Source organism: Variovorax sp. GW821-FHT09D04, assembly GCF_059416405.1.
In genome coordinates this window covers 44,250-57,464 of sequence record NZ_JBWKPA010000006.1, presented here as the reverse complement: position 1 = coordinate 57,464, position 13,215 = coordinate 44,250, and the positions used below count along the sequence as shown (strand labels likewise).

Here is a 13,215-nt window from a genome sequence, read left to right as displayed (position 1 = left end):
ATCAGGCTGCGGCGTCGACGCGAAAGCCCAGCCGGCCCAGCGCCTCGCGCGCCGCGGCCGATTGCAGCAGCGCAATGAAGGCCTGCACCGGCGCGCGCCCAAGCCGTGCCTGGGGCACCACGAAGTCGTAGCGTTCCTCCTGCACGGGAATGAAGCCCAGCCCGTACTGCCGCGCGACCGTGTCGATGGCCATGCCCCAGTCGGCGCGCTGCTGCGCCACGGCCACCGCCACCGCGTTGTGCGACTTGGTCTGCACGCCGTAGCCGGGCGGTTGCGCGCCGCCGAGCAGGCGGTCGATGAGGATGCGCGTGCCGCTGCCGGCGTTGCGGTTGACCATGGTGCAGCCGGGCTGTGCGGTCGCGGCCGCGATGGCCGCGGCGGCGTCCAGGCCCTCGAAGCGCGTGTCGCCGGGGCGATGGACGACGCCCTGCATGCGGCCGTAGCCCGTCACCAGTTCGAGGCCCGGCGTGAGCAGCGGCCGGTTGTAGACGCCCGTCGCCGGGTCCATCAGGTGGATGCCGGCCACGTCGCATTCGCCGCGCCGGGCGGCCATCAGCCCGCCCGTGCTGCCCACGTTCATGGCCTTGATGCGGATGCCCTGGCGCATCAGCTCGCCGGCCAGCCAGTCCAGGCCCACGCAATGGCTGCCGATGAAGATCAGGTCGGCGGCGTCCAGCCCCTGGCCCAGCAGCTGAACCTGCACGGGGGCGCCGGCATCGACGATCTCGGTGTGCTGGCCGATGGTGATGAAGCCGTCGGCGCTGCTGAAGGTGGTGACCGAGCCGGAGCCCTTGCCCATCGGGTAGGCGGCCACGCCGTCGTCGGTGGGCACCAGGCCCACCAGCAAATATTCGGTGCGGCCGCGCTCGGAGTTCACGCGCATCGGCAGCGTGGCCGCCACGTGCGCATGCCGCTGCGGCGGCCGGCCTGCGAAGGCGCGGATCACGGGCGCGAGGAACTCATGGAAGGTGAAGACCGCCGAGGTCGGAAAGCCCGGCAGGATCACGACCGGCTTGCCGCCCGTGACCGCCAGGCACACCGGCTTGCCGGGCTTGAGCGCCACGCCGTGCGCCACCACGCCCGGGTCGCCGAGGGCGGCCACCACGCGGTACGACAGGTCGCCTTCGCCCTTGGACGTGCCGCCCGAGAAGACCACGGCGTCGCATTCCAGCCCGCGTGCGAGCGCGGCCGACAGCAGCGCCTCGTCGTCGGGGATCACGCCCAGGCGCACCGGCTCGCCGCCCAGTTCCTCGACCGCGGCGCCGATGATGGCGGCGTTGGAGTCGTACACCGCGCCCGTGGGCAGCGGCGCACCGGGCGCGACGATCTCGTTGCCGGTGGAGAAGATGGCCACGCGCGGCTTGCGCCACACGGCGACCTCGGCCAGGCCCAGCGCGGCGAGCACGCCGATCTCGCGCGAGCTCAGCACCTGGCCGGCGCGCAGCACGGTTTCGCCGCGTGCGATGTCGGTGCCGGCGTAGCTGACGTTCTCGCCGGCCGTGGCTGCGCGGCGCACCTGCACGTTGCCGTCGTCGAGGTCGGTGTGTTCCACCATCACCACCGCGTCGGCGCCGCGCGGCAGCATGCCGCCGGTGGCGATCGCCGTGGCGTGGCCGGGCGTCACTTCGCGCCGCGGCACGATGCCGGGTGCGAGCGTCTCGCCCACGAGGGCCAGCGCGCGGACCTGTTCTTCCATCGCGCCCCAGGTGTCGGCGGCCTGCACGGCAAAGCCGTCGACGTTGGAGCGGTCGAAGCCGGGCACGTCGATGGCGGCCACCGCGTCGTCGGCGAGCACCCGGCCCAGCGCCGCGTGCAGGGGAACGGTCTCGCGGCCCAGCGGCGCGAGGCTCAGGTGTTCGCGGAAGCGGCGCTCGGCCTCGTCCCGCGTGACGACATCGAGAAATTGCGATTGGGCTTTCACAGGCACTCGTACAGATGAACAGTGACGTCGGTCCCGGGCCCGAAGCCTTCGCTTTCGGCGGGGGCGATCACGAAGCCGTCGGCGCGCGTGGTCGAGCTCAGCACCGAGGCGCCCGAGAGCGCGAGCGGCTCCACGCCGTCGGCGCCGATCTTCACGCGCACGTAGTCGACGCGCCCCACCTGCGAGACGATCTTGCGCGCTACGGTGGCGCGCGTGCGCGGGTAGGGCCAGTCGGCGGGCCGGCCGCCGAGCAGGCGGATCGCGCGCCCGGCAAAGAAGTCGTAGGCGCACAGGCAGGAGACGGGGTTGCCCGGCAGCAGGAACACCAGCGTTTCGCCGATGCGCCCCATGCCGGCCGGGCTGGAGGGCCGCATCGCGATGCCGTGGATCGCCAGCTCGCCGAGCTCGGCCAGCAGGCGCGGCGCGTGGTCCTCGGCGCCCACGCTGGAGCCGCCGGAGATGAGCACCACGTCGGCGCCGGGCGCGTCCAGTGCCTGCGCGATGATTTGCGGGTCGTCGCCCAGGCGCTGGTGCGACTCGAGCAGGCCGCCGTCGCGCGCCACGAGGCCGCGCAAGGTCACGGAGTTGGCGTCGTAGATCTCGCTCGGGCCCTTGGGCGTGCCGGGCGCGCGCACCTCGTTGCCGGTGACGAGCAGCCGCACGCGCGGCCGGCGCACCACCTGCAACTGCGCCAGGCCGAGCGACGCCGCCAGCCCCGCGTCCTGCGGACGCAGGCGGCGGCCCGCGGCCAGCGCCGTGCTGCCGCGCGCGATGTCCTCGCCGACGTGGCCCACGTGCTGGCCCGGCGCGACGGCGCGCGTGATGGCCAGGCGCCCGTCCTGCTCGCTCGCGTACTCGGCGGGCACCACGGCATCGAGCCCGTGCGGCACCGGGGCGCCGGTCATGATGCGGATGGCGGCGCCCACGGGCACCTCGCCGTCGAAGGGGCGGCCGGGCCAGGCGTGGCCCGCGATCGGAAATTCGAGCGGGTTGTATTCACCGGCCCCCGTGGTCTCGCCGCCGCGCAGCGCATAGCCGTCCATGGCCGCGCGGTCGAACTCGGGCACCGCGATGGGCGCGATCACCTCCTGCAGCAGCACCCGCCCCGTGGCCTCGTCGACGGCCACGGATTCGCCGGGCAGCAAGGGCGTGTGGGCATCGATCCAGGCGAGGGCGGTGGGCACCTCGGCGCGCTGCGTGAAGCCGCGCATACGCACATCGGTCGAGGCAGTTCGTTCGGGTGTGGGCATCGGGGCCAGTATAGAAGTTGGAGGTCGCCGGCGTGGTCGGGCATGGCACCCGACAGCCATGCACAAGAGCGGCCGTGCCGGACCTTGCCGGCGGGCCATTTGCGGTCGCTTTTTTCTTCAGCCGCGTCCGCGCACGCGCGGTGCGTCGCCGGCTTACTTCTTGGGTGCGGGATTCGTCTGTGCCGAGGTCTGGTTCGAACTCGGCGGCGACGCGGCCGTGGGGGCCGGGGAGTGGGCGCCCGATGCCTCGATGGGCTTGGTTTCAACCTTGGGGGCCGCGGCGTAAGGCCCCGGGTCCACGCAGGGCGGCGTGGCCACCGCGGCCGGTGCCGGCTTGCCGGCGGCCTGCGCGCTCGCGCGGTACTTGGCGGCGACCTGGTCCTGTGACTTGCACAGCAGGTAGCCGTCGGTCTTGGCGCTCCACGCGGTGCGGGCCGCGGCCTCGGCGGCCTTGGCCTGCGCTTCCGGCGTGGGCGGGGGGAGCTTGGCGAAAGCTGAGGTCGCAGCGAGTGCGCACAGAAGAAGGGTCAGCGTGTGCTTCATGCGGAGGTTCCTTGCTGCGCCGTCGCCGGCCGTGCGGGCTCGGGTGCGCCGGCCGGTTGCGAGCGCTGCGCGGGGATCTTGCCGGCCTGGATGTCGTCGTACCAGAGCTTGTGGTGCTCGCGCGCCCAGGCCTCGTCGACATAGCCTTCGCGCATCGCCTTGTAGGCGCCGTCCATGCCCAGCGTGCCGATGTAGATGTGGCCCATGATCATCGCCATCATGAGCAGCGTGGCCACCGCGTGCACCATGTGCGCGACCTGCATCTCGCCGCGCGTGTAGACGAAGCCGGGCAGCAGCTTGTCCAGGAACAGGCCCGAGGCGATGACGATGCTGCCCAGGAACAGCACGCCGCCCCAGAACACCGCCTTCTCGCCGGCGTTGAAGCGGTGCGACGCAGGCTCCTTGCCGCCGAACAGGCCGCCGCCGTGCCGCAGCCAGGTGAAGTCGTCCTTGCTCGGCCAGTTGCTGCGGATGAAGGTGAAGATCATGAACAGCGTGGTCACCACGAACAGCGGCCCCACGAAGTTGTGCACGGTCTTGAGCACGTAGGCGAGCCAGCCGAACAGCGTGCTGCCCAGCACCGGCAGCAGGAAGAACTTGCCGAAGGCCATCACGATGCCCGAGATCGCGAGCGTGACGAAGGCCAGCGCGTTCGACCAGTGCGTGGCGCGCTCGAAGGGCGTGAAGCGCTCGATCTTGCGGCCGGTTTCGGTGCCGTGCAGGCGGATCGGCCCGCGCGTGAAATAGAAGATGGCCAGCGCCAGCAGCGTGACGAAGAGCAGCGCCGCGCCGTACGGAATGATCCAGTCGTTGCGCACCTGTCGCCAGGCCTCGCCCGCGTTGGTGAAGCGCGAACCCGGGTACTGCACGAAGCGCTGGATCAGGTTGCCGGCCTCGGGCGCCTGGCTCACCGGCAGGCTGCTGTAGCCGGTGACGCCGCCGCTCACCTGGCGCCACATCGGCGCGTTGTTGCCGGGCTGCACCTTGTTGCGCTCGCCGTTGGTCTGGTTGAGGTAGTTGGGGTCGGCGCTGGCTTCGGGCTTGACGTCGAAGATGTTCTGGCTGCGGATGCCGCCCTCGGCCTTCGGTGCTGCGGCCGTGGCTGCGGCAGGCGAAGCGGGCGCGGGCGCCGCGGTCACGGTGCCGCTCGCGGCCGGGTTGGCCTCCTGGGCCGGTGCCACCGCCGCCCAGCCCAGGAGCGCGGTCGCCAGCAGCGCGTGGAACGCGTGCCTGGTGCGAATGGTGACGCTCATGCGGCCTCCGGTTCAGTTTTCTCGGGTGTACTCGTTCTGGCCGTTGGAGCGCGTCTTGATCTGCTGCTCCCACGCCGTCTTGTCGCCCACCTTCCAGCCGGGCGCGGTGAAGGCGGTGCCGGTGTTGGCCTGCGTGCCCGTGCCGCTCCAGGGCACCGCGTCGTGCTTGACGCCCTCGGCGTTCGTCTGCGGCTTCTCGCTGCAGGCCGCCAGCAGCATCGCGCCCGAGGCGAGCGCGACGAGCATCACGACCGCGCGCTTCACTTGGTGCCTCCGGTGGGCGGCGTGCCGGCCTGTTGCGAGCCGTAGGCCGTGCCCCAGCCCCAGACCTCGGCGCCCGTGCCGCGGTGCACGACGCGGGTGCGGAAGATGTCGGCCACCACGTCGCCGTCGCCGGCCAGCAGGGCCTTGGTCGAGCACATCTCGGCGCAGGCCGGCAGCTTGCCTTCGGCCAGGCGGTTGCGGCCGTACTTCTCGAACTCGGCTTCGGAGCCGTTGGCTTCGGGGCCGCCGGCGCAGAAGGTGCACTTGTCCATCTTGCCGCGCGCACCGAAGGTGCCCTGCGACGGGAACTGCGGCGCGCCGAAAGGGCAGGCGTACGAGCAGTAGCCGCAGCCGATGCACACGTCCTTGTCGTGCAGCACCACGCCTTCGTCGGTGCGGTAGAAGCATTGCACGGGGCACACCGCCATGCAGGGCGCGTCGGAGCAGTGCATGCAGGCCACCGAGATCGATTTCTCGCCCGGCAGGCCGTCATTGAGCGTGACCACGCGGCGGCGGTTCACGCCCCAGGGCACCTCGTTCTCGTTCTTGCAGGCCGTGACGCAGCCGTTGCACTCGATGCAGCGCTCGGAATCGCAGACGAACTTCATTCTTGCCATGGTGATTCCTTATGCTTTCTCGATGTTGCAGACCGTGGTCTTGGTCTCTTGCATCATGGTGACGCTGTCGTAGCCGTAGGTGGTGGCCGTGTTGATGGCCTCGCCGCGCACGATGGGCGCCGCGCCCTTCGGGTAATAGGCGAGCAGGTCTTCGCCCTGCCAGCGGCCCGAGAAGTGGAAGGGCATGAACACCGTGTCGGGCCCCACGCGCTCGGTCACCAGGGCCTGCACGTTGAGCTTGGCGCCCGTGGGCGTGTGCACCCAGGCGCGCTCGCCGTTGCGGATGTTCTTCTCGGCCGCCACCTTCGGGTTGATCTCGATGAACATCTCCTGCTGCAGCTCGGCCAGCCAGGGGTTGGAGCGGGTTTCCTCGCCGCCGCCCTCGTACTCCACGAGTCGGCCCGAGGTCATGATGTAGGGGAACTTCTCGGCGATCTTGTCGGCGATGTTCTTCTGCTGCACCGTCTTGTAGAGCGTGGGCATGCGCCAGAAGGCCATCTTGTCGTCGTGCGTCGGGTACTTGGCGACGAGGTCGGGGCGCGTGCCGTAGATCGGCTCGCGGTGCTGCGGGATCGCATCGGGGAAGTTCCACACCACCGCGCGCGCCTTGGCGTTGCCGAAGGGGTGGCAGCCGTGGTTCTTCATGAACACGCGGATCATGCCGCCCGAGCTGTCGGTCTTCCAGTTCTTGCCCTCGGCCTTGGGCTTCTCGGCCTCCGTGAGTTCGTCCCACCAGCCGAGCTTCTTGAGCAGCAGGTGGTCGAGCTCGGGGTAGCCGGTGGTGATGTCGGCGCCCAGCGAGTGGGAGCCGTCCTCGGCCAGCAGGTTCTTGCCGTTGCGCTCCACGCCGAAGTTCGCGCGGAAGTTGCCGCCGCCGTCCATCACGTGCTTGGACGGGTCGTACAGGTTCGGCGAGCCGGGGTGCTTGAGCTCGGGCGTGCCGTAGCAGGGCCAGGGCAGGCCGAAGTAGTCGCCCGAGATGTCGTAGCCGTTGACCTTGTCCTTGACCGCCCCCTTGGCCCGCAGCGTGCGCACGTCGAAGGCGGCCATGTTGCGCATGTGCGCCTGCAGCCGCTCGGGGCTCTGGCCCGAGTAGCCGACGGCCCAGCAGCACTTGTTGATCTCGCGCAGGATGTCGTCGGGCACGGGCTCGTCCATGCCCTTGACCTTCTGCATCTTGTAGTTCTTGCTGAGCTCCTTGCCGAAGCCCAGGCGATCGGCGAACTGCTGCATGATCATGTGGTCGGTGCGGCTTTCCCACAGCGGCTCGATGACCTTCTCGCGCCACTGGATCGAGCGGTTCGACGCTGTCACCGAGCCGCTGGTCTCGAACTGCGTGCACGCGGGCAGCAGGTACACCGCGCGGTTCGCGTTGGCGTCCTCGGGCCGGCCCGGCATCGCGGCCATGGCGGCCGTGGCCGAGGGGTACGGGTCGACCACGACCAGCAGGTCGAGCTTGTCCATGGCCCGCTTCATCTCGAGGCCGCGCGTCTGCGAGTTGGGCGCGTGGCCCCAGTAGAAGACGCCGCGCAGGTTCGAGTCCTGGTCGATGAGCTCGTTCTTCTCGAGCACGCCGTCGATCCAGCGCGACACCGTGATGCCGGGCTTGCTCATCATCGCGGGCGAGGCGAAGCGGCCCTTGATCCATTCGAAGTCCACGCCCCAGGTGGCGGCGAAGTGCTTCCACGAGCCTTCGACCAGGCCGTAGTAGCCCGGCAGCGAATCGGGGTTGGGGCCGACGTCGGTCGCGCCCTGCACGTTGTCGTGGCCGCGGAAGATGTTGGTGCCGCCGCCCGAGGTGCCCACGTTGCCCAGCGCCAGCTGCAGGATGCACGAGGCCCGCACGATGGCGTTGCCGATGCTGTGCTGCGTCTGGCCCATGCACCACACCACGGTGCCGGGGCGGTGCTCGTGCAGCATGGTCGCGACCTTCAGCACCTGCGCCTCGCTCACGCCGCAGGCCTCCTCGACCTTGTCCGGCGTCCACTTGCTCATGACTTCCGCGCGCACTTCTTCCATGCCGTAGACGCGGTCGTTGAGGTAGCGCTTGTCTTCCCAGCCGTTCTTGAAGATGTGGTGCAGGATGCCGAACAGGAACGCGATGTCCGAGCCCGAGCGGATGCGCACGTACTCGTGGGCCTTGGCCGCCGTGCGCGTGAAGCGCGGGTCGACCACGATCATCTTGCAGCCGTTCTCCTTGGCATGCAGCATGTGCAGCATGCTCACGGGGTGCGCCTCGGCCGCGTTCGAGCCGATGTACATCGCGATCTTCGCGTTGCGCATGTCGTTGTACGAATTGGTCATGGCGCCGTAGCCCCATGTGTTCGCCACGCCCGCGACCGTGGTCGAGTGGCAGATGCGCGCCTGGTGGTCGCAGTTGTTGCTGCCGAAGAAGCTCACGAACTTGCGCAGCAGGTAGGCCTGCTCGTTGCTGTGCTTGCTCGAGCCGATCCAGTAGATCGCGTCGGGGCCGCTGGCCTTGGTGAGTTCCTTCAGCTTGGCGGTGATTTCGTCGAGCGCGGTGTCCCAGCTGATGCGCTCGTACTTGCCGTTCACGAGCTTCATCGGGTAGCGCAGACGGTACTCGCCGTGGCCGTGCTCGCGCAGCGCCGCGCCCTTGGCGCAGTGGGCGCCCAGGTTGATGGGCGAGTCGAACACCGGCTCCTGGCGCACCCACACGCCGTTCTCGACCACCGCGTCGGACGCGCAGCCGACCGAGCAGTGCGAGCACACGGTGCGCTTCACCTCGATCTTGCCGGCGCCGATGGCCGTGGGCCGGCCGTCGGCGGCCTTGGCCTTCTGGATCAGCGTGAGCTGGCTGGCCGCCAGGCCCACGCCGACACCCAGGCCGGAGCGCCGCAGGAAGGCGCGCCGGTCCATGGTCGGCAGGGCGTTCGCGAGACCGCGCCGCAGGCTGTGAACGAAGGGCGACGCGTCGGAGGTCCGCGAGCTCGCGGTGCCTGGGGATTTTCTGGTCAGAAGCACGGGGTCTCCTCAGGCTGACGTGGTGGCGTAGTAACGCTTGACGTGTTCGCTCAGGGAATAGCCGCCGCCGTTTTCGGGCGGGGGCGGCAAAGAGGGGGCGACGGCGGCGACGGGTGTCTCGGCCATGTTTGGCAGCGACGTGACGGCCACCGCGGCGGCGCCGGCGGTGGCGGCACCGATGAAGAATCCGCGGCGGGAGGCCGGCTTGATGCCGGTGTTTTGGCTGTCCTGCATATTGACTCCAGGAGTGGCTGGGCGCGACGAGAGAGGGGAAACCCGGTCGGCCTTGTGGATACTAGACCAGCAACAAGGTGTGAGCAACCTGAATACCCCTCGCATTCGTTCGCCTCAGAAGGTGTGAATGAATCCGGCGTGGCCGAGGGGGCGCGCCTGGGCGGGATGAGCGGACATGGCGGGTTCGTTCACGCCTTCTCAGTCCAGCATGTCGAAGGCCTGCGCCTCGACGTCGACGAACGCGCGCGTGAAGGCGGCGAGCGCCGCATAGAAACGCGCCTTCGGATGCTGCAACACAGCATCGCACAAGGCGGGCAGCCAGGGCTGGATGTGTCTGGAGAACATCGCCTGCTGCTGCGTGAGGTTGGCCACCGCCACGTCCTCGCCGGCGATCAGGTAGCGCATGACCTCGAACAGGCAGGCGATGTGGTCCTCGGTTTCGTAGGTGGTCTCGGTGCGCGCCAGGCCCAGCTTGTCGAGGTCGTGGCGCAGCTGCACGAGCGGCTTGTCGTTGAGAAAGCCGCTCAGGTAGTGCGAACCGAACAGGAACACCTCGGGCTTGCCGATGCCGCCGAAGAGCGCGTCGTATTCCTCGTGCGCGGCGGCCGCGTCGGTGTCGCGCGCGATGCCGACCAGCTGGCGCCACGGCTCTTCCAGGAAGGCGCCCGCGGCCGGCGCCTCGGTGGGCGCGACCTGGAAGGCCTCCAGCAATTCGGCATCGGGCGCGGCGTACCACAGGCGCGCGAGCAGGCCGTAGAGCTCGGCCCGGGCCACCTCCTCGTCGAGCGCGGACGTGGCGGGAAAGGTCTGGCTCATAGCGGGGCGATCTTCACTTCGTTGGTGGCGCTGTACAGGTCGATGACGCGGCAGTCGCTGCACATCTTGAGGCGCTCCAGCGCTTCGCCCTGGAACATGGCATGCCCGGCCAGCTTGCCGAGCATGGCCTCGATGGCTTTTTGCGTGCCGAAGGGCTTGCTGCAGCGGATGCAGGCCCAGGGCTTGGCCTCGTTCAGCAGCACCTGCTGCTTGCGCTCGGGCGCGGCCAGCAGGCGCGGCACGAGCGAGACGGCGTCCTCGGGGCAGGTGGTTTCGCACAGGCCGCATTGCACGCAGTTCTTCTCGATGAAGCGCAGCTGCGGCGCGCTCTGGCTGTCCAGCAGCGCGCCCGACGGGCAGGCGCTGACGCAGGCCAGGCACAGCGTGCACTTGTCCTTGTCGACCGCGACGGCGCCCAGCGGCGATCCGGCCGGCAGCGCGAAGGCCAGCGGGGTCTCGGCGGGTGCCTGCAGGGCCGGGGCCGCGCCCATCAGGTGGTCCAGCGCCATCTCGAGCCGGTCGCGCTTGTCGGCGCCGACGGCGAAGCGCGCCGCCGTGGCCGGCACGCGCTGCGTGGTCGTGCGCAGGCCGGCCAGCGCGGCGTCCAGCGCGGCGGGCGAATCGGCCTCGATCACGTGGAAGTGCGTGCCGGTGTAGCCCAGACCCAGCAGCAGCGCCTGCGCGACGTCCCTCTGTTGCTTGAGCGCCGCGAGGTACTGCGGCGCCTCTTCGCCGGTGCACAGCACCGCGACCTGCGAGGCGCCGAAGGCGACGGCGCTCAGCCACAGGTCGATGCCGGTGCTGGCCGCATGAAAGAGGTCGACCGGCATCACGCGCGCCGGCACGCCCTGGGCCTTGCCCAGCTGCGCCTGCCGGCCGAGCTGTTCGAGCAGCGCCTGGCCGCCTTCCTGGCTGTGCAGCAGCAGCGCGGCATCGCGCCCGCCCGCCGCGGCATAGGTGCTGAGCAGCTTGCGCAGCTTCAGGCCCTGGTCGGGCGCGCGCGGGTAGGTGTAGCCCAGCGCGCCCGTCGGGCACACCGTGGTGCAGGCGCCGCAGCCGACGCACAGGTTCGGGTTGACCACGATGCGCTGGCGCTGCGGGTCGCTGCTCACGGCATGGGCCGAGCACACCTCGACGCAGGCGTTGCAGCCGACCACCTCGTTGCGGCTGTGCGCGCACAGCTTCTGCTTGTAGTCGAAGAACTTGGGCTTCTCGAATTCGCCCACCAGCTCGCGCAGGCGCAGCAGCGTCTGCAGGCCCTCGGCCTGCGCGACGCCGCCGGGCAGGTGGAAGTAGCCTTGCGGCGGCGCGTGCCAGTCGATCTGCGGCGCGGCGCCGAGGTCGAGCACGAGGTCGAAGGCCGCGTCGAGCGCCTGCGGCTCGCGACTGAAGTTGATGGCGCCGGCCACGCTGCAGGCGCGTTCGCAGTCGCGGTGCGAGGTGCAGCGCGCGTTGTCGATCTGGTAGTCCAGCCCGATGGCCTGCTCGGGGCAGGCGACCACGCAGGCATTGCAGCGGGTGCACAGGTCGAGGTCGATCGCGTTGTCGCGCGTCCAGCGCAGCGTGAAGGCGCCGAGCCAGCCGGTGAGCGAATCGATGCGCCCGGCGATCACCGGCCAGTGGCGCGCCTGGGCGCCACCGTCTGCACCGGGGCCCTGCGCGAGCAGGGTGACGTCGAGCGTGTCGCCGACCAGCGCCGCGGCGCGTTCGGCCGCGTCGAGCGGGCCGATGATCAGCAGCCGGCCCTGGCTGGTGTAGCTCACGGTCGAGACGGGGTCGGGCTCGGGCAGGCTGGCGGCGGCCAGCAGCGCCGCGATCTTCGGCATCGCGCTTTTCGCGTCGCGGCTCCAGCCGCCCGTCTCGCGGATGTTGATGAAGCGGATCGGCGAGGTGGCGTTGGGCGTCTGCGTGGCGAGTTCGCCGAACAGCCGTTTTTCCTGGGTGCAGGCGACCACGACGTCGTCGCCGGACTGGATGGCGCGCTGGAAGGAGGTCGCCTCGCGGCGGCACAGCGACGAATGCAGCGGGAGGGTTTCAGCCAGTGCCGCGCCGAGCGTCTTCGGCTCGAGCGGCATCGTCTGGTTGCAGTCGCAAATCAGCGTGGTGGTCATCGGTTTCTTGGCTGGCGGGTTGCTGCGTGGCAACCGGCGGGCTGGGAAGCGTTGCGGGATCCTGGGACTGTGCCACGTCCGTCGCCTCGGTGGCGTCGGGGGTTTCAGGGGGAATGTCTTCGGCGTCTTCGGGGTCTTCGTCGAAGAGCTTGAGGAACTTGGCGCTGGCCATCTGGCGCAGCACGCTCTCGGGCACGGGGGTGGACTGGGAGTAGTCGTCGACGTAGGTGTCGAGACCGTCCATCACATTGAAATGCGGATCGGCAAAGAGCTTGCGGAAGGCCGCGTTCTTGACCTCGGGCGCGACCTCCTTCGTGAGGAAGGGCTTGAAGTCGGACCCGATGTCCAGTGCGTCCACGTCCGCGAGCGTCAGCGGCGGCGCGGCGTCCTGCTCGCCTTCGGCGGCGGGGGGCTCGGCGAGCGCGGTGGGTGCGGGCACTGGCGCAGGCGCCGCAACGGGTTCCACGGCTGGCAGGGTCTTTTCTTCCACGGCGGTCTCGGCCGCGCGCACTTCCTGCTTGCGGCGCGACCAGCGTCCCAGGAAACCTTCAGACATCGCCCGCACCCCGCCCGCGCTTCTTCTCGGTCGTCACGCTCGCGGCGTTGCCGAAGCGGTCGACCAGCGAGCGGAAGCTCTCGGGCCGGCGGCGGCGCTTGGGCTCCACCACGTAGTGTTCGTCGACGAAGGCGCGCACCCAGTCGACCACCTCCGCGGGCGCCGGCACCTGCTCCACGGTTTCCTGCGCATCGAGCCAGCGCCCGGCCTCGTAGTAGCTGAGCGTGACCACGACCGGGCGCGGAATGGGTTCCGTGGAAAGCGTCGGTTCCTCGTCCATGCGCCACAGCACGAACCAGCACGGGGTCGGCGTGATTGCGTTGAGGTGGTAGCCCTCGGCCTCGTCGCGGTACAGCTCGACCTGGAAGCCGGGGTGCAGCCAGTGCTGCTCGCCGTCGTCGTCGCGCAGGAGGCGCGGTTCGGTGCCGAAGCCGGGCTCGTCGGGCAGCACGCTGTCGAGCGTCCAGCGCCAGGGCTGCCAGTGGCTCGAGGGGCCGTGCAGGCGTTCGCGGCGCATGACCACCGCGACGTCGAGCGTCGGGCGGCCCGTGGGCGCGGTCGCGGGAGTGTCCGAAGAAGGCATGAACGAACCATAGCCGATGGCGCGCCCGTTCGCGAGCAGTACCCCTTCGCGCTCCGCTCGCAGCGGTGGCGTAGGATTCCGC

At 70.1% G+C, this 13,215-nt stretch carries 12 protein-coding genes; all 12 read right to left on the bottom strand.

What is annotated here, in order from left to right:
- Nucleotide 1: 1 nt before the first annotated feature.
- Nucleotides 2-1,921: a molybdopterin biosynthesis protein gene (locus AC07O4_RS19170; protein WP_495305352.1), complete on the bottom strand. Its 1,920-nt coding sequence runs from the start codon at nucleotides 1,919-1,921 to the stop codon at nucleotides 2-4.
- Nucleotides 1,918-3,171 (bottom strand): molybdopterin molybdotransferase MoeA, encoded by a 1,254-nt coding sequence (locus AC07O4_RS19165; protein ID WP_495305351.1) that lies wholly within the window; start codon nucleotides 3,169-3,171, stop codon nucleotides 1,918-1,920. Before AC07O4_RS19165 ends, AC07O4_RS19170 begins: the two co-directional genes overlap by 4 nt.
- Nucleotides 3,172-3,324: 153 nt before the next feature.
- Nucleotides 3,325-3,714, bottom strand: coding sequence for a hypothetical protein (locus AC07O4_RS19160; RefSeq protein WP_495305350.1), 390 nt, complete (start codon nucleotides 3,712-3,714; stop codon nucleotides 3,325-3,327).
- Nucleotides 3,711-4,967 carry a formate dehydrogenase subunit gamma gene (locus tag AC07O4_RS19155; RefSeq protein ID WP_495305349.1) on the bottom strand — a complete coding sequence of 419 codons (1,257 nt, stop codon included), beginning with the start codon at nucleotides 4,965-4,967 and terminating at the stop codon, nucleotides 3,711-3,713. Before AC07O4_RS19155 ends, AC07O4_RS19160 begins: the two co-directional genes overlap by 4 nt.
- 12 nt (nucleotides 4,968-4,979) lie before the next feature.
- Nucleotides 4,980-5,231: a hypothetical protein gene (locus AC07O4_RS19150; RefSeq protein ID WP_082817975.1), complete on the bottom strand. Its 252-nt coding sequence runs from the start codon at nucleotides 5,229-5,231 to the stop codon at nucleotides 4,980-4,982.
- Nucleotides 5,228-5,848, bottom strand: coding sequence for a formate dehydrogenase FDH3 subunit beta (gene fdh3B / locus AC07O4_RS19145; RefSeq protein ID WP_062470938.1), 621 nt, complete (start codon nucleotides 5,846-5,848; stop codon nucleotides 5,228-5,230). The genes AC07O4_RS19150 and fdh3B overlap by 4 nt, the downstream gene beginning before the upstream one ends.
- 9 nt (nucleotides 5,849-5,857) lie before the next feature.
- Nucleotides 5,858-8,833 carry a formate dehydrogenase subunit alpha gene (locus tag AC07O4_RS19140; RefSeq protein WP_354347845.1) on the bottom strand — a complete coding sequence of 992 codons (2,976 nt, stop codon included), beginning with the start codon at nucleotides 8,831-8,833 and terminating at the stop codon, nucleotides 5,858-5,860.
- Nucleotides 8,834-8,842: 9 nt separating this feature from the next.
- Complete coding sequence (locus tag AC07O4_RS19135; RefSeq protein WP_070059792.1) at nucleotides 8,843-9,067, bottom strand: formate dehydrogenase; 225 nt, start codon at nucleotides 9,065-9,067, stop codon at nucleotides 8,843-8,845.
- Between the two features lie 198 nt (nucleotides 9,068-9,265).
- The gene (locus AC07O4_RS19130) at nucleotides 9,266-9,883 is read right to left on the bottom strand and encodes a TorD/DmsD family molecular chaperone (protein WP_369632053.1); all 618 of its coding nucleotides are present in this window, start codon (nucleotides 9,881-9,883) and stop codon (nucleotides 9,266-9,268) included.
- Nucleotides 9,880-11,958: a 4Fe-4S dicluster domain-containing protein gene (locus AC07O4_RS19125; RefSeq protein ID WP_495305538.1), complete on the bottom strand. Its 2,079-nt coding sequence runs from the start codon at nucleotides 11,956-11,958 to the stop codon at nucleotides 9,880-9,882. Before AC07O4_RS19125 ends, AC07O4_RS19130 begins: the two co-directional genes overlap by 4 nt.
- Nucleotides 11,918-12,550 carry a DUF3306 domain-containing protein gene (locus AC07O4_RS19120; RefSeq protein WP_495305348.1) on the bottom strand — a complete coding sequence of 211 codons (633 nt, stop codon included), beginning with the start codon at nucleotides 12,548-12,550 and terminating at the stop codon, nucleotides 11,918-11,920. Before AC07O4_RS19120 ends, AC07O4_RS19125 begins: the two co-directional genes overlap by 41 nt.
- Nucleotides 12,543-13,133 (bottom strand): DUF3305 domain-containing protein, encoded by a 591-nt coding sequence (locus tag AC07O4_RS19115; protein WP_159275132.1) that lies wholly within the window; start codon nucleotides 13,131-13,133, stop codon nucleotides 12,543-12,545. Before AC07O4_RS19115 ends, AC07O4_RS19120 begins: the two co-directional genes overlap by 8 nt.
- Between the last annotated feature and the right edge of the window lie 82 nt (nucleotides 13,134-13,215).